A 16,668-nucleotide genomic window follows, 5' to 3' on the forward strand; every position below is an offset into this window, starting at 1 on the left:
CTACCAGCCGCGTTCGGCGAGGCGGTGGGGCTGGGCGATGTCTTCGACGTTGATGCCGACCATGGCCTCGCCCAGACCGCGTGACACCTTGGCCAACACATCGGGATCGTCGTAGAACGTGGTGGCCTTGACGATCGCGGCCGCCCGCTGCGCGGGGTTGCCGGATTTGAAGATGCCCGACCCGACGAACACCCCCTCGGCGCCGAGCTGCATCATCATCGCCGCATCGGCCGGGGTGGCGATGCCACCGGCGGTGAACAGCGTGACCGGCAGCTTGCCGGCCCGCGCCACCTCGACCACGAGGTCATAGGGTGCCTGCAGTTCCTTGGCCGCCACATACAACTCGTCCTCGCTCATCGAGGTCAGCCGGCGGATCTCGCCGCCGATCTTGCGCATGTGCGTCGTCGCGTTGGAGACATCGCCGGTGCCGGCCTCGCCCTTGGAACGGATCATCGCCGCGCCCTCGGTGATCCGGCGCAACGCCTCACCCAGATTGGTCGCCCCGCACACGAATGGCACGGTGAATTTCCACTTGTCGATGTGGTTGGTGTAGTCGGCCGGGGTCAACACCTCCGACTCGTCGACATAGTCCACACCCAAGCTCTGCAGGATCTGGGCCTCCACGAAATGGCCGATGCGGGCCTTGGCCATCACCGGGATGGTGACCGCATCGATGATGCCCTCGATCATGTCGGGATCGCTCATCCGCGACACCCCGCCCTGGGCGCGGATGTCGGCAGGCACCCGCTCCAACGCCATCACAGCGACCGCGCCCGCACCCTCAGCAATGCGAGCCTGCTCGGGAGTGACGACGTCCATGATCACGCCGCCCTTGAGCATCTCAGCCATACCACGCTTAACCCGCGCGGTACCCGTCTCATTGCTCACTATGATTCTCCCTCAATCTGATTCAGCACTCGACAAGGTTCACCGACACGTTGACGGCGAGGCCACCGGTCGAGGTCTCCTTGTACTTGGCGCTCATGTCCAGCCCGGTGCAGCGCATGGTTTCGATCACCTGGTCGAGCGTCACCCGGTGCGTCCCGTCACCGCGCAGAGCCATGCGCGCGGCGTTGATGGCCTTGCCCGCCGAGATGGCGTTGCGTTCGATGCACGGGATCTGCACGAGCCCGCCGATCGGGTCGCACGTCAAGCCCAGGCTGTGTTCCATCGCGATCTCGGCGGCGTTCTCGACCTGTTGCGGTGTGCCACCGAGGATCTCGGCCAGGCCGGCGGCGGCCATCGACGCGGCCGAGCCGACCTCGCCTTGACATCCGACCTCGGCGCCGGAGATCGACGCGCGCTCCTTGTAGAGCGAGCCGATGGCGCCGGCGGTGAGCAGGAACGCCACTGCGGTGCCGTCCGGATCGGACTTTCCTGCCGCGGTGTAGTGCAGCGCGTAGTGCAGCACCGCGGGGATGATGCCGGCGGCGCCGTTGGTCGGTGCCGTGACAATCCTTCCGCCCGAGGCATTTTCCTCGTTCACCGCGAGCGCCACGAGGTTGACCCAGTCCTCGGCGAACGCCGGGTCCCGGTTCGGGTCTTCGGCGTCGAGTCGCTCGTACCAGTCGCGGGCGCGGCGGCGCACCCGCAGGTTTCCGGGCAGGTCGCCGTCACGCGTGATACCGCGACGCTGGCAGGCCGCCATGACGTCGCGGATGTGTAGCAGCCGCTCGCGGATTTCGGGCTGAGACCGCGTCACCATCTCGTGATTGAGCATCACGGCACTGATCGGCAGGCCGTGCCGGTCGGCCAGATCGAGCAGTTCGGCCGCCGAGCCGAACGACCATGCGTTGTGCGACGCACTCCGGTTCTGTTCGGGTTCGGATGCGCTGACCACGAACCCGCCGCCCACCGAGAAGTATGTCTCCGATCCCACCTCGCGCCCGCTGCCGTCGTACGCCGTGATGGTCATCCCGTTCGGGTGGCGCGGCAGCACGGTGTGCGGATGCAGCCGGATGTCGTCCTCCGCCAACGCAATCGGCACGCGTCCGCCCAGGTTGATGCGCCCACTGGTGCGCAGTTCCCGCAGGCGGCGTTCCATCTCGTCGGTTTCGATCGTTTCCGGCTGGTACCCCTCGAGACCCAGCAGGATCGCCGGCATCGTGCCGTGGCCGCCCCCGGTGGCCGCGAGCGAACCGTACAGATCGACATCGACAGCGGCGACCTCGCCGATCAGCCCGTCCCTGCTGAGATCCTCGGCGAATCGCGCGGCCGCCCGCATCGGTCCCACGGTGTGCGAGCTCGACGGCCCGATGCCGACCGAGAAGAGCTCGAACACGCTGATGGTCATGATTACAGTCCCGGGTAGAGCGGGTACTTGTCGGCGAGCGCGCGGACCCCGGCGGCCAGATCGCTGACGTCGGCGCCCGGTGCCGCGACCAGGGCGCGGACGATGAGGTCGGCGACACGGCTGAAGTCGTCATCGCCGAACCCGCGGGCCGCCAGCGCCGGCGTACCGATCCGCAGGCCCGAGGTGACCATCGGCGGCCGCGGATCGAACGGCACGGCGTTGCGGTTGACCGTGATACCGATCGCGTCGAGCCGGTCCTCGGCCTGCTGGCCGTCGATCGCCGCGTCACGCAGATCGACCAGCACGAGGTGCACATCGGTGCCGCCGGTCAGCACGGTGATGCCGGCCTCTTTGGCGTCGGGCTGGCTCAGTCGGTCGGCCAGGATCCGGGCGCCCCGCAGGACGCGCTGCTGACGTTCGGCGAACTCGGGCTGCGCGGCCATCTTGAAGCCGACGGCCTTGGCGGCGATGACGTGTTCGAGCGGGCCGCCCTGCTGACCGGGAAACACCGCCGAGTTGAGCTTCTTGGCCAGTTCGGCCTCGTTGGTCAGGATGATCCCGCCGCGCGGACCGCCGAGTGTCTTGTGGGTCGTCGAGGTGACGACGTGCGCGTGGGGCACCGGCGAAGGGTACAGGCCCGCGGCCACCAAACCGGCGAAGTGGGCCATGTCGACCATCAGGTAGGCGCCGACCTCGTCGGCGATCTCCCGGAAGCGCGCGAAGTCGAGCTGGCGCGGGTAGGCCGACCAGCCGCCGATGATCAACTGCGGCTTGCATTCCCGTGCGATCCTGGCGACCTCGTCCATGTCGATGAGGTAGTCGGACGGGGAGACGCCGTAGGCCGCGACGTTGTAGAGCTTGCCGGAGAAATTCAGCCGCATGCCGTGGGTGAGGTGGCCGCCGCAGTCCAGCGACAGCCCGAGGATGGTGTCGCCCGGCTTGATCAGCGCATGCATGACGGCCGCGTTGGCCTGCGCGCCCGAATGCGGTTGGACATTGGCGAATTCGGCGCCGAACAACTCCTTGACCCGGCCGATCGCGAGCCGTTCGATGACGTCGATGTGCTCGCATCCGCCGTAGTAGCGCCGCCCCGGATATCCCTCGGCGTACTTGTTGGTGAGCACCGAACCCTGCGCCTGCATCACCGCAAGCGGGGCATGGTTCTCCGAGGCGATCATCTCGAGCCCGACGCGTTGGCGCTGCAGTTCGAGGTCGATCGCCTCGGCGATCTCGGGATCGAATTCGACCAGGGGGTCATTGAGCACGCTCATGCCGGAACTCCGTTCTTGTCAGCGTATTCGGCGGCGGTGAGAAGCACGGCCGTGTCGGTGGGGACGACTGCGAACAGCCAGCCCTGGCCGTAGGGATCGGAGGTCACCAGGCTCGGGTCGTCGATGGCCGCGGTGTTCACCTCGGTGACCTCACCGCTGACCGGCGGGTAGAGCTCGGAGACCGTCTTGGTGGATTCGACCTCGCCGCAGACCTCGCCGGCCGTCACGGTCGCACCCACCTCGGGCAGGTCGAGGTACACGAGATCGCCGAGGGCCTGCGCGGCGACGGCGGTGATACCGATCCGCACCGGCTCGTCGGGCACGGCGGCACCGGGTGCGATGAGTACCCACTCGTGTTCCTCGGTGTAGCTGCGGTCGTCGGGAATGGGGGTGGCAGACATCGGTTTCCTCTCGGCTAGCGGCGGTAGAAGGGGGATGGGGTGACCTCGAACGGTTCCCGTTTGCCGCGCACGTCGACGGTGAGCGCGGTTCCGGGTTCGGCGAGGTGGACGTCGAGGTAGGCCAGGGCGATCGGGTATCCGAGGGTGGGGGAGAGCGCACCGGAGGTCACCACACCGACCGGCTCGGCGTTGTCGGCCTGATGCAGGGAGTATCCGGCGCGCGCGGCCCGCCGCCCGGCGCCTTTGAGCCCGACCAGGGTCCGCTGCGCGGGCTGCTCGGAAAGACGTTGCAGCGCATCGCGGCCGACGAAGTCTTTGGTCAACCGCACGACCTTGCCCAGGCCCGCCTCGTACGGGTTGGTCGCCAAGGTCAGTTCGTGCCCGTACAGCGCCATGCCGGCTTCCAGGCGCAGGGTGTCACGGCACGCCAGGCCGGCTGGGCTCCCGTCCGCACCCGCGGTCGCGTCGGCCAAGGCCCGCCACAGCGCCACGGCGTGCCCGGCGGGTACGTACAGTTCGAAACCGTCCTCGCCGGTGTAGCCGGTCCGGGCCAGCAGCACCTCGAGACCGGCCACCTCGGCGGTGGTCACCGCGTAGTATTTGAGCGCGGCGATGGTGTCGGCGAGCTGCTGGGGCGCCAGCGACTGCACGATCGAGGCCGAGGCAGGCCCCTGCACCGCGATCAGCGCGGTGTCGCCGGACCGATCCGTCACGGTGGCCTCGAAACCCTGTGCCCGCATAGCGAATTCGGTAGCTACGGTCGGCGCGTTGGCCGCGTTGGCGACGATCAGGAAATGCTCGTCGGCCAGACGGTACACCACCAGATCGTCGATCACGCCGCCGTCGGCGTCACACATCAGCGAGTACTTTGCACGGCCGACCGCGATCTTGGACAGCTCGCCCACGAGCGCGAAGTCGAGCGCCGCGCCGGCCTGCGGACCGCTGACCTCGATCTCGCCCATGTGCGACAGGTCGAACAACCCGGCGGTGCGGCGGACCGCGTGGTGCTCGGTCAGTTCGCTGCCGTACTTCAGCGGCATCTGCCAGCCCGCGAAGTCGGTGAACGTCGCGCCGAGTTCGCGGTGCTCGCCGAGCAGCGGTGACGCGGTGGTTGGTGCGGTGCTGGTCATGCGAAAACTTCCTCACGGTCGGATACGGCTGGGGCGTCGGTGATCTCGAAGGCTTCCGGGGCCGGGCACGAACACACCAGGTTGCGATCCCCGTGCACGCCGTCGATACGGCGCACCGGCGGCCAATATTTGTTGCGGCGCACCGCATCAACCGGGTACACCGCGTACTGCCTGTCGTAGGGCAGATCCCAGTCGGGTGCGGTCACCTGTTCGGCGGTGTGCGGGGCCTGACGCAGCGGGCTCTGCTCCAGCGGCCAGACCCCCGAGCCGACCTGGTCGATCTCGTGGCGGATCGCGATCATCGCTTCGATGAACCGGTCGAGCTCGGCGAGATTCTCCGACTCGGTCGGTTCGACCATGAGAGTGCCGTTCACCGGGAACGACAACGTCGGTGCGTGAAACCCGTAGTCGATCAGGCGCTTTGCGACGTCCTCGGCGGTCACTCCGGTCGCCTTCGTGAGGGCGCGCAGATCGAGGATGCACTCATGCGCGACGAGTCCGGCCGGACCGGTGTAGAGCACCGGGTAGTGCTCGGTAAGCGCATCGGCCAGGTAGTTGGCGGCCAGCACCGCGGACTTGGTGGCAGCGGTGAGGCCATCGGGGCCCATGAGCGCCAAGTAGGCCCACGTGATCGGAAGAATGCCCGCCGAACCGTAGTTCGCGGCCGAGACGGGTGCCGGCCCGTCCTCGGACAGGGGATCGCCCGGAAGGAACGGCGCCAGGTGCGCGCGCACGGCCACCGGGCCGACGCCCGGACCGCCGCCACCGTGTGGGATGCAGAACGTCTTGTGCAGGTTCAGGTGTGACACGTCGCCGCCGAACCGGCCCGGCTTGGCGAGGCCCACCAGGGCGTTGAGGTTGGCCCCGTCGACATACACCTGGCCGCCCGCCGCGTGGACCAGATCGCACACGGTGGTGATGTCGTTCTCGTACACGCCGTGGGTGGACGGGTAGGTGAGCATGATGGCGCCGACCGAGCCGTCATGGGCGGCGAGTTTGGCCCGCAGGTCGGCGATGTCGATGTTGCCGTTGGCCGCCGTCCCGACCACCACGACCCGCATGCCCGCGAGCACTGCCGATGCGGCGTTGGTGCCGTGTGCGGATTGGGGGATCAGGCAGACGTCGCGGTGGGATTCGCCGCGTGCGGAGTGATAGGCCTTGATGGCCAGCAGCCCGGCCAGCTCGCCCTGCGACCCGGCGTTGGGCTGCAGCGAAACCCGGTCGTAGCCGGTGATTTCGGCGAGCCAACCCTCGAGGTCGGCGATCAGCGCCAGGTATCCCTCGGTCTGCTCGGCCGGTGCGTATGGGTGGATACCGGCGAAGCCGGGCCAGCTGATCGGCTCCATTTCGACGGCCGAGTTGAGCTTCATCGTGCACGAGCCGAGCGGAATCATGGTGCGGTCCAGGGCGAGGTCCTTGTCGGAAAGCTCGCGCAGGAAGCGAAGCATCGCCGTCTCGGACCGGTGCTCGTGGAACACCGGGTGGTGGAGGTAGGTCGAGGTGCGTAGCAGTTCCGTGGGGAATCCGGTGGTTACGGCGGGCTGGACGGATGCGTCGAACACCGCGAGCACCCGGGCCACGACGTCGTCGGTCGTGCGTTCGTCGCACGCGATGCCGACATGGTCGGCGTCGACGAGCCTGAGGTTGATGCCGTCGGCCTCGGCGGCTGCGACGAATCGTTGTGCCGCACCGCGGGTGCGCACCAGGACCGTGTCGAAAAACCGCTCGTGGACAACATCGTGCCCGGCCGCGCGCAGACCGGCCGCGATGGCGCAGGCGTGCCGGTGAATGCGAGTGGCGATGGCGCGCAGGCCGTCCGGGCCGTGGTAGGCGGCGTACATCGCGGCGACGTTGGCCAGCAGAGCCTGTGCCGTGCAGATGTTGCTGGTGGCCTTGTCGCGGCGGATGTGTTGCTCGCGGGTCTGCAGCGCCAAGCGGTAGGCCGGCTTGCCTTCGGCATCCAGAGAGACCCCGACAAGTCGGCCGGGCAGCATGCGTTCGAGTCCGGCGCGCACCGACAGGTAACCGGCGTGCGGACCGCCGAAGAACAGGGGCACACCGAACCGCTGTGCCGACCCGACGGCGATGTCGGCGCCCAGCTCACCGGGTGCGCGCAACAGCGTCAGCGAAAGCAGATCGGCCGCAACGGTTGTCAGCATTCCGCGGGCGGCGGCGTCGGCGATGAGCTCCGCCAGGTCCCGCACCACGCCGCTGGCCCCCGGGGCCTGCAGCACCACACCGAACGCGTCACCCTCGGGTAGGCCGTCCGACAGTTCGGCGACCTCGACGTCGATGCCCACCGCTCGGGCGCGGCCGCGCACGAGGGCGATCGTCTGCGGCAGGCACTCGGCGTCGAGGATCACGCGGCTGGACTTCGTCTTGTTGGCGCGTCGCATGAGCAGCACCGCTTCCATCACGGCGCTGGCCTCGTCGAGCAGGGATGCGCCGGCGATCGGCAGTGCCGTGAGGTCCTGGATCATCGTCTGGAACGTCAGCAGCGCCTCGAGCCGGCCCTGGGAGATCTCCGGCTGGTACGGCGTATATGCGGTGTACCAGGCCGGTGATTCGAGCATGTTGCGGCGCAGGACGGCGGGCGTGACGGTGTCGTAGTAGCCCAGGCCGATCATCTGCACGCGCGGCCGATTGCGGTCGGCCAGCGTACGCAGGTCGCTCAGGACGCGGTCCTCATCGCGGGCGGCCGGCAGATCCAGCGGTTCGGTGATGCGGATCTGGTCGGGCACCGCGGCATCGATGAGCTGATCGAGATCGCGGTAGCCCAGGCGGCGCAGCATGTGAGCTGTCTCGCGGGCGTCGGGGCCGATATGGCGGGCGGGGAAGTTCACGAGGTGACTCCGGTTTCGGTAGCGTCCGGGGGCCGGACGTCAACTGGGACACCTCCCCGCTCTGTCCTGAAACCTGAGAGTCTGGGCGCGGTTGCGCTGTACACCTTCGGTAAGTGCCGGAAAATCGGCACTGTTCTCCAGAGTTGCCTCGACGCAGCGGTATTGAGCCTGAGAGATTCCCGGGGAGGAAGTTGCTCCTACGGCGCCTCCGGATTGGAGGATTCTCCCGCTGCGGGTCAACGGCGTATTGAGTTGTTCACCACACCCTACATGATCGACGCGATGTTGCAAACCGTTGGCGTGCAACAACTTTCGAACACGCAGGGCGGAGCGGCGTCCCGATGGCGGGGACGCCGCTCCAGCGCTGGTGCGATCAGTCCTGTTCTGCCGCTTCGAGATCGGCGCGGAACTTGGCTTCACGGGCCAGGTGACCCGGACGCCGCCGCAACACCGTCCAGGCGACACCGAGCACGATGAACCAGACCGGCGTGACCAGCAGTGCCTGCAGCGTGTCCTGCTTCTGGGTGAATGCCCAAACCAGGAAGACGAAGAAGGCCAGCACCACGTAGCACATCACGATGCCGCCGGGCATCTTGAACTTCGACGCCTCGTGCAGTGCGGGCCTGCGCTTGCGGTAGGTCAGGTAGCTGATCAGGATGATCGACCAGACGAACATGAAGCACAGCGACGAAATCGTCGTCACGATCGTGAAGGCCTCGATGATCGAGTCGCCCACGACGACCATGACCACACCCGACAGCAGGAACACCCCGGACAGGAACAACGCGTTGGCCGGCACCCGCCGTGACGTCAGCTTGCCGAACCGGCTGGGTGCGTCACCTTCCTGGGCCAGGCCGTACACCATCCGGGAGGTCGAGTAGATACCCGAGTTGGCCGACGACGCCGCCGACGTCAGCACGACGAAGTTGACCACCGATGCCGCGATGCCGAGCCCGGCGAGGCTGAACATCGCCACGAACGGGCTGTTGTCCGGGCTGATCTCGCGCCACGGCGTCACCGAGATGATCACCGCGAGCGCGGCGACGTAGAACAGCATCACGCGTACCGGGATCGAGTTGATGGCCTTCGGCAGGTTGCGTTCGGGGTTCTTGGCCTCGGCCGCGGTCGTGCCGACCAGTTCGATACCGACGAACGCGAATGTGGCGATCTGGAATCCTGCCACGAATCCCATCGGACCGGTCGGGAAGAAGCCGCCGTCGTTCCACAGGTTCGCAAAGCTCGCCACCTCGCCGTTGGGCGCCTCGAAATGGCGGAACACCATGACGAGACCGATGACGATGAGTGCGACGATCGCGACGATCTTGATCAGTGCGAACCAGAACTCGGTCTCGCCGAACGCGCGGACCGTCGGCAGGTTCAACCCGATCAGCACGCCGACCGTGACGAGCGCCGGTATCCACAGCGGCAGGTCACCCCACCAGTAGCTCACATAACCCGAGATGGCGACCACGTCGGCGACACCGGTGACGATCCAGCAAAACCAGTAGGTCCAGCCCGTGAAGAAGCCCGCCCACGGCCCCAGGAGATCGGCCGCGAAGTCGGCGAACGACTTGTAATGCAGGTTGGACAAGAGCAACTCGCCCATGGCCCGCATCACGAAGAACAACATGAAGCCGATGATCATGTAGACGAAGATCACCGACGGGCCGGCGAGCGAGATCGTCTTGCCCGAGCCCATGAAGAGCCCGGTGCCGATGGCGCCGCCGATGGCGATGAGCTGAATGTGCCGGTTGGACAGCTGCCGGTCGAGCCGTGGCTCGGCCGATGACGGAGTCGAAGCCGCTTCGGGAGCGGTCAGGTCACTGGATTGGGACATAACACCTCAAGGATCTCAGGCGCGAAGGGGAGCGCGGGCTGCGGGCGCCTCCCCACTCTGTCGCTTGAACCTGAGAGTTTTCACGATCCGCTGTCACCGACGAATCGCTTGCCCCTTCGGTGAGCCGAACACGGTGTGCTCGGCTGCTTTCCAGAGGTGCCTAGTCGCGGCGGTACCGGTGCCTGAGAGATTCCTGGGGAGGATTTGCTCCTGCGGCGCCCGCCAACTGGATGGGGCGGGGCTCTCCCGCCGCGACTCAACGGCGTTTTGAGTTATGAGCCACTCCCGAACTGGGAGTGTGCCGCGCGTCACGTTATCAGTCGGATCCAGATTGCGCACCCCCCGATCAGGACGGGGCCATCGCGGCCTCGTCCGCCTGCACCTCCGGTTGCGTCGTATGGTCCGCGGCCATGAGCGACACGAGGTCGAACACGATGGTCGCGGCAGCAACCGACGTGATCTCGGCGTGGTCGTAAGCCGGGGCGACCTCGACGACATCGGCGCCGACGATGTTCAGCCCGCCCAGCTTGCGCAGCATGCGCAGCAGTTCGCGGGACGTGAAACCGCCTGCTTCCGGGGTGCCGGTGCCGGGTGCGAACGCCGGGTCGAGCACGTCGATGTCGATAGAGAGGTACACCGGCACGTCGCCGACGCGGCGCCGGACGATGTCGACCGCGGCGTCGGTACCGATCACGTCGAGATCACCGGCCCGGATGATCTTGAATCCCATGTCGGCGTCGTCCCGCAGGTCGAGTTGGTCGTAGATCGGCCCGCGGATACCCACATGGATCGAGTGGTCCTCAATCAACAGTCCTTCCTCGAATGCCCGGCGGAAGATCGTGCCGTGGGTGACCGGGGCGTTGAAATACGTGTCCCACGTGTCGAGGTGGGCGTCGAAGTGCACGAGGGCCACCGGCCCGTACTTGGCGTGCAGCGCACGCAAATTCGGTAGCGCGATCGTGTGGTCGCCGCCGATTGCGACGATGCGGCGATCGCCGTCACCGAGGATGTCGGCCGTGTGGTCCTGGATCTGCCGGCACGCGGCGGCGATGTCATAGGGCGTGACCGAGATGTCGCCCGCGTCGACGACCTGAACGGTCTGCAACGGCGCGACCCCGAGTTCGACGTGATAGCCCGGGCGGATGGTGCGCGCGGCCTGGCGGACGGCGAGCGGACCGAATCGCGCGCCCGGTCGGTACGACGTGCCGCCGTCGAACGGGATTCCGAGGATGGCGATGTCGTAGTCGCTCACCTCGTGCACATCGGCGATGCGGGCGAAGGTGCTCTTGCCCGCGTAGCGGGGTACCTCGGTGGCGGGCACCGCCCCGACGAGGCCGGGACGTGCGTCGACGGTTGGAACGGTGTTTCGAATGCTCACTGGTTTCCTGTCTTTCGTTGAGTGCGGGATTGTGGGGACGGCTCAGGACGCGGGTAGTTGTTCTTCGGCAGGTGACGGCGCCGCGCTCTCGGTCAGTGCGACGCCGCGGGTTTCGGGCGCCATGAAGATCGCGACCACCAAACCCACTGCGGTAACCGCGGCCCCGACCCCGAGCGCGCCACCGGCGCCCAGTGCGGTGAGGGCAAGCGGCATCAGATACGTGCCGCCCGCGGAGCCGATGCGGCTCACCGCGGTGCCCACGCCGACCGCGGTCGCGCGGACCTCGGTAGGGAAAAGCTCGTTGGGATAGACGATTTCGAGGAAGCTCGAGGCGCCCGAGGCCAGCGCGTACACGGCCAGCGCGAGGAAGAACGCGACGGGCGGAATCCCCGGTATGAGGGCGGGTATGGCGAGCGCGACCGCGATCACGGCGAACGACCCGATCAGCAGTGCCCGGCGGCCGATCTTCTCGACGAGGTACAGGCCCGGTATGCCACCGACCACGAAAAGCAGTGAGATCAACAGTGATCCGCCGTAGAGGTTGGCGTCGCCCTCGAGTCCGAAGGACGCCAACAGGTCGGGTGCGAACGTGTAGACCGCGAAGAGCGGGATGACCTGGGCGGTCCAGAACACCGCGACGAAGATGGTGCGGTTGAGGTACGGCCGCTTGAAAACCTGTGCGAACGAAGTGGTCCTGGCGGTTTCGCCGTCATTCTGGTCCAGGTCGCCCACGCCGAACTGCGGTCCGAAGGCCTGCTTGATCGCGGCGTCGGCCTCGGTGACTCGCCCCTTGCTGAGCAGCCAGCGCGGCGATTCTGGGGTACCCATCCGGGCCAGCAGGGTGATCACGGCGAACACGGCCGGGCTCGCCAACAGCAGGCGCCAGGCATCGGGCCCGTAATCGCGGAGAAGGAAACCGACGACGTAGGCGGCCGCGGCACCCACGGCCCACACCACGAACATCGCCCCGAGGAGCCTGCCGCGTTGTTTCTTCGGCAGGAATTCGGCCAGCAGCGATGTGGCGATGGGGTAGTCCGCGCCGATCGCGACGCCGAGGAGAAACCGCAGCAGGATGAGCTGCCACGCTTCGGTGGCGAATGCCGAGAGCACGGAGAACACGGCGAGCGCGATCAGGTCGGCGATGTACATCAGGTGGCGACCGACCTTGTCGGTGACGTATCCGAACACCCCGCCGCCGACGAAGATGCCGATGAGGCTGGCGGCGCCGATCAGCCCGATCTCGGTGGCCGACAAGCTCATCGCGGGTTCGAGCGTGATGAGGGCGACGCCGATGATGGACAGCGCGTAACCGTCGATGAACGGTCCGCCTGACGAGAACAGCGTCAACTTCTTGTGGAACGACGTGAGCGGCGCATCGTCGATGAGGTGGCCGGCTTGGGACATGGAAGCTCCTGCGTGACGGGGCTCTCGAACGGGGGAGGTGTGAGCCGAGACACAGCATGGCGGCAGGCACGGCCTGTCCGCGAGTAGACGATGCGCAAAACACGCGCCTATGGTTTGTGCGATCGGCTAAACCGGAACGGAGGCGGCACCATCGCGATCACAGTCGGTGAGCTGGCGGAAATACCCCACCTGGGCTTGGAGGTCCTCGCCGGGGCATCGGGCCTGAGCCGGGAGATCTCCTGGACACACACGTCGGACCTCCCCGAACCGTGGCGCTGGGTCACCGGCGGCGAGCTGTTGATGACCAACGGGTTGTCGTTTCCCGCGGGACCGGCCGAGCAGGTGCTTGTCGTCGAGCGATTGAACGAGGCCGGCGTGTCCGGGCTGGCGATCGGCGAGAAGATGTACTGCCCGGACCTCAGTGACGACGTGATTTCGGCCAGCGACCGGCTGGGGCTGCCGATTCTGAACATCCGCTATCCGCTTCCGTTCGTGGCCATCTCCCGGGCGGTCGCCGAAGCCACGCTGCTCGATCAATCCAGCCGCCTCACCCGAACAGTGCGGATCTACGACCTGGTTCGCCGCCACATCGCGCGCGCCACCACGTCGGCGGAGCTGTTCGCCGCACTGGAACGCGAACTGGGTTGCCGGCTCCACGTCTGCGATCGACACACCGGTGAGCCGTGGTTTCCCCAAGCAGCCGAGTTGGACGCCACCACGCGGGACGCGGTCGTCGCATTGTCCGACAGCCTCACGAATGTCGCGGCGGGCGCCTTCGGCCTGCCCGCCGTCGCCGGAAACACGGCCCTGCTCACCGACATTCAGCGCCATCCCAGCGCCGCGCTGGTGGCCGTCACGGCCGAGGGCGGGCGTGTCGACCCCATTCAGCTCCAGCACGCGGCGACAGTCGTCAGCCTGGAGTTGTCGCAGACGCAGTTGATGCTCGAACACGGTCGGCGCCAGGGTTCGGCGTTCCTGGAGCGCCTGTTGGAGAGCCGCATCGACGGTCCGACCGCAGCCGGGCAACTCGCCGATCTCGGACTGGATCCCGCGACCGTGGTGCTGATCGCCGCGCACAGCTCCGACGACGACCGCGTGCTCCACGTGCACAACTCGCTGTGGCGCCATGCGATTCCGTACGTGTGCACCACACGCGAAGGAATTCTCTACGCCGTGGTGCCCGAGGACTCGCCGTGCGACGACGTGCTGGCGCGGGCACTCGGGCCCACGGCCCGAATCGGAATCAGCCAGCGTCTGGGTTCCATCAACCGCCTTCAGGAATCGATTCGCGAAGCGTCGTGGGCCTTTTCGCTCGCACAGCGGCGCGGGGTCGCAGTGTCGCGGTACGGCAGCGGGCCGTCCTGGCTGGGACTGTCGAGCGTCGGCGACGCACAAGCCCTCGTCGACCGCGTGCTGCGCCCGCTGCAGGAGTACGACCGCGAACAGAACACCGATCTCGTCGAGACTCTCGATGCGTTTCTGCGAAACCGACGGTCGTGGCAGCAGACGGCGCAGACGTTGCACGTCCACCGGCAGACGGTGATGTACCGGATGCGGCGGGTCGCCGAGATCACCAAACTCGATCTGGCCGAAACCGATTCGCTGGCCGAGCTGTGGCTCGCACTGCGGGCGGTCGAGCTGCTCGACGCCGAGGAGGACATGCGCCGCCGCGACGTGAGCGCATCGCGGCGGCTGCCCGGCGTCTGACGCGCGCGGCTCAGGCCGCGGCGGTGGCGGCCTGAGCCGCGGGCTCCAGCGCCAGGGCGATGATGTCGGCCACGTCGGTCATCGGCTTGACCTCAAGTGCCGCCAGCACCTCGGCAGGGACATCGTCCAGATCGGGCTCGTTGCGTTGCGGGATGAAAACCGTTGATAGTCCGGCTCGTTGGGCTGCCAACAGCTTCTGCTTGACCCCGCCGATCGGCAACACCCGGCCGTTCAGCGTGACCTCGCCGGTCATACCGACGTCACCGCGCACCTGCCGCCCGGTCGCCATCGACACCAGCGCCGTCACCATCGTGACGCCGGCCGACGGGCCGTCCTTGGGCACCGCCCCCGCGGGCACGTGCACGTGGATGCGCCGGTCGAGCGCCGTGGGGTCGACGCCGAGCTGCTCGGCGTGTGCACGCACGTAGGACAGCGCGATCTGCGCCGACTCCTTCATCACGTCGCCCAGCTGACCGGTGAGCTGCAGACCCGGCTCGCCCTCGTTCGAGTTGGCCTCGATGTAGAGCACGTCGCCACCCAGGCCGGTCACCGCCAGGCCCGTCGCGACGCCCGGCACCGCCGTACGCTCGCTGGATTCCGGCGTGAACCGCGGACGACCCAGGTATTCCACGAGATCCGGCTCATCGATCGTGATGGGCGCAGCCGCGGAATCCAATTTGGTCGTCACCTTGCGCAGCGCCTTGGCCAGCAACCGCTCGAACTGCCGCACACCCGGCTCACGGGTGTAGTCGGCGGCGATCTTGCGCAACGCGGCGTCTGTCACCGTCACCTCGGACTCGGTCAATGCCGCGCGTTCGGCCTGCCGGGGGAGCAGGTAATCGCGTGCGATCGCGACCTTGTCGTCCTCGGTGTAGCCGTCGATCTGCACCAGTTCCATGCGGTCCAGCAGCGCCGAAGGGATGTTCTCGATGACGTTGGCCGTCGCGAGGAACACCACGTCGGACAGGTCCAGGTCCAAGTCCAGGTAGTGGTCGCGGAACGTGTGGTTCTGCGCGGGATCGAGCACCTCGAGCAGCGCAGCCGACGGGTCGCCGCGGAAATCCGAGCCGACCTTGTCGATCTCGTCCAGCAGCACAACGGGATTCATCGATCCCGCCTCGCCGATGGCCCGCACGATCCGGCCGGGCAGCGCGCCGACGTAGGTGCGCCGGTGGCCGCGGATCTCGGCCTCGTCGCGCACGCCGCCCAGGGCGACCCGCACGAACTTGCGGCCGAGTGCGCGTGCCACGGACTCGCCGAGCGACGTCTTGCCGACGCCGGGCGGGCCTGCCAGCACCATCACCGCACCGGATCCGCGACCGCCGACCACGGCCATGCCGCGCTGGGCGCGCCTGGCCCGCACCGCCAGGTATTCGACGATGCGATCCTTCACGTCGTCCAGACCGTGGTGGTCGGCGTCCAGAATTTCGCGGGCGCCCTTGAGATCCGTCGAATCGTCGGTCCGCACGTTCCACGGCAGATCCAGCACCGTGTCGAGCCACGTGCGGATCCAGCCGCCCTCGGGGCTCTGCTCACTGGACCGCTCCAGCTTGCCGACTTCGCGCAGCGCGGCCTCCCGCACTTTCTCGGGCAGGTCGGCGGCCTCGATGCGGGCCCGATAGTCATCTGAACCCTCGGGTTCGCCTTCACCCAGTTCCTTGCGAATCGCGTTCAGCTGTTGGCGCAGCAGGAACTCCTTCTGCTGCTTCTCCATACCCGAGCGCACGTCCTCGGCGATCTTGTCGTTGACCTCGACCTCGGCCAGATGCTCGCTGGTCCAGTCGATCAACACGCGGAGCCGATCGGTGACGTTCTCGGTTTCCAGCAGCTGCCGACGCTGCACGTCGGTCAGATACGACGCGTAACCGGCAGTGTCGGCCAGGGCGGACGGATCGCTGATCTTGTTGACGACGTCGACGATCTGCCAGGCCTCACGCCGCTGCAACATGGCCAGCAGCAGCTTCTTGTATTCGGCGGCAAGTGCTTTCGTGTCGTCATCGGCCGGTGCTTCGGTGACCTCGGTCACTTCGACCCACAGCGCCGCACCCGGCCCGGTGGTGCCGGTTCCGATGTGTGCGCGGTTCTCGCCGCGGATCACCGCGGCCGCACCGCCACCGCCGGCGATCCGGCCGACCTGCACGATCGAGGCCAGCACGCCATACGTGGGATACCGGTCATCGAGCCGCGGGGCGATCAGGAGCTTTCCGGACTCCGTGGCTTGCGCGGCGTCGACCGCGGCGCGGGCCGCATCGTCGAGTTCGATCGGCACGACCATGCCGGGCAGCACGATCGGCTCACTGACAAACAGGACCGGCACAGCAATTGGTTCGGACATCAACCCTCCAAAGTTCAGTCTGATGCGCTCAACCTTGTGGCATGTCGTTTTGTTCCCCCCGTCGGCTGC

At 67.4% G+C, this 16,668-nt stretch carries 11 protein-coding genes and 2 riboswitches; of the genes, 1 reads left to right on the forward strand and 10 read right to left on the reverse strand.

All coding sequences use genetic code 11. The features are described from left to right. The 9 genes from pdxS to ACOI2T_RS16405 all read right to left on the reverse strand — a co-directional run bounded on the left by pdxS (position 1) and on the right by ACOI2T_RS16405 (position 12,557). Positions 1 to 849, reverse strand: coding sequence for a pyridoxal 5'-phosphate synthase lyase subunit PdxS (gene pdxS / locus ACOI2T_RS16365; RefSeq protein WP_421874179.1), 849 nt, complete (start codon positions 847 to 849; stop codon positions 1 to 3). Between the two features lie 61 nt (positions 850 to 910). Then, positions 911 to 2,293 carry an L-serine ammonia-lyase gene (locus ACOI2T_RS16370; RefSeq protein WP_409505390.1) on the reverse strand — a complete coding sequence of 461 codons (1,383 nt, stop codon included), beginning with the start codon at positions 2,291 to 2,293 and terminating at the stop codon, positions 911 to 913. A gap of 2 nt (positions 2,294 to 2,295) precedes the next feature. Further along, complete coding sequence (gene glyA, locus ACOI2T_RS16375) at positions 2,296 to 3,564, reverse strand: serine hydroxymethyltransferase (RefSeq protein WP_409505391.1); 1,269 nt, start codon at positions 3,562 to 3,564, stop codon at positions 2,296 to 2,298. Then, on the reverse strand, positions 3,561 to 3,965 hold the full coding sequence (gene gcvH / locus ACOI2T_RS16380; protein WP_409505392.1) for a glycine cleavage system protein GcvH: 405 nt from the start codon (positions 3,963 to 3,965) through the stop codon (positions 3,561 to 3,563). Before gcvH ends, glyA begins: the two co-directional genes overlap by 4 nt. A 14-nt stretch (positions 3,966 to 3,979) precedes the next feature. Then, positions 3,980 to 5,095, reverse strand: coding sequence for a glycine cleavage system aminomethyltransferase GcvT (gene gcvT, locus ACOI2T_RS16385; RefSeq protein ID WP_409505393.1), 1,116 nt, complete (start codon positions 5,093 to 5,095; stop codon positions 3,980 to 3,982). After that, the gene (gene gcvP, locus ACOI2T_RS16390) at positions 5,092 to 7,887 is read right to left on the reverse strand and encodes an aminomethyl-transferring glycine dehydrogenase (RefSeq protein ID WP_421877323.1); all 2,796 of its coding nucleotides are present in this window, start codon (positions 7,885 to 7,887) and stop codon (positions 5,092 to 5,094) included. Before gcvP ends, gcvT begins: the two co-directional genes overlap by 4 nt. 198 nt (positions 7,888 to 8,085) lie before the next feature. After that, a riboswitch (glycine riboswitch) is annotated at positions 8,086 to 8,177 on the reverse strand. A 134-nt stretch (positions 8,178 to 8,311) separates the two neighbouring features. Beyond that, positions 8,312 to 9,775, reverse strand: coding sequence for a D-serine/D-alanine/glycine transporter (gene cycA / locus ACOI2T_RS16395; RefSeq protein ID WP_409505395.1), 1,464 nt, complete (start codon positions 9,773 to 9,775; stop codon positions 8,312 to 8,314). 160 nt (positions 9,776 to 9,935) lie between these two features. Continuing rightward, positions 9,936 to 10,034: riboswitch (glycine riboswitch) on the reverse strand. A gap of 87 nt (positions 10,035 to 10,121) precedes the next feature. Beyond that, complete coding sequence (gene speB, locus ACOI2T_RS16400; RefSeq protein ID WP_409505396.1) at positions 10,122 to 11,153, reverse strand: agmatinase; 1,032 nt, start codon at positions 11,151 to 11,153, stop codon at positions 10,122 to 10,124. Positions 11,154 to 11,195: 42 nt separating this feature from the next. Further along, the gene (locus ACOI2T_RS16405; protein ID WP_409505397.1) at positions 11,196 to 12,557 is read right to left on the reverse strand and encodes an MFS transporter; all 1,362 of its coding nucleotides are present in this window, start codon (positions 12,555 to 12,557) and stop codon (positions 11,196 to 11,198) included. Between the two features lie 90 nt (positions 12,558 to 12,647). Between ACOI2T_RS16405 and ACOI2T_RS16410 the strand changes: the two genes are divergently transcribed. Then, on the forward strand, positions 12,648 to 14,264 hold the full coding sequence (locus ACOI2T_RS16410) for a PucR family transcriptional regulator (protein WP_409505398.1): 1,617 nt from the start codon (positions 12,648 to 12,650) through the stop codon (positions 14,262 to 14,264). Between the two features lie 10 nt (positions 14,265 to 14,274). Here ACOI2T_RS16410 and lon read toward each other — a convergent pair whose 3' ends face one another. Next, a complete protein-coding gene (gene lon / locus ACOI2T_RS16415; protein ID WP_409505399.1) occupies positions 14,275 to 16,599 on the reverse strand; it encodes an endopeptidase La in 2,325 nt (774 codons plus the stop codon). Positions 16,600 to 16,668 lie beyond the last annotated feature (69 nt).

It is taken from the genome of Mycolicibacterium wolinskyi str. Jessa 2025 (assembly GCF_049241375.1).
GTDB lineage: Bacteria > Actinomycetota > Actinomycetes > Mycobacteriales > Mycobacteriaceae > Mycobacterium > Mycobacterium wolinskyi.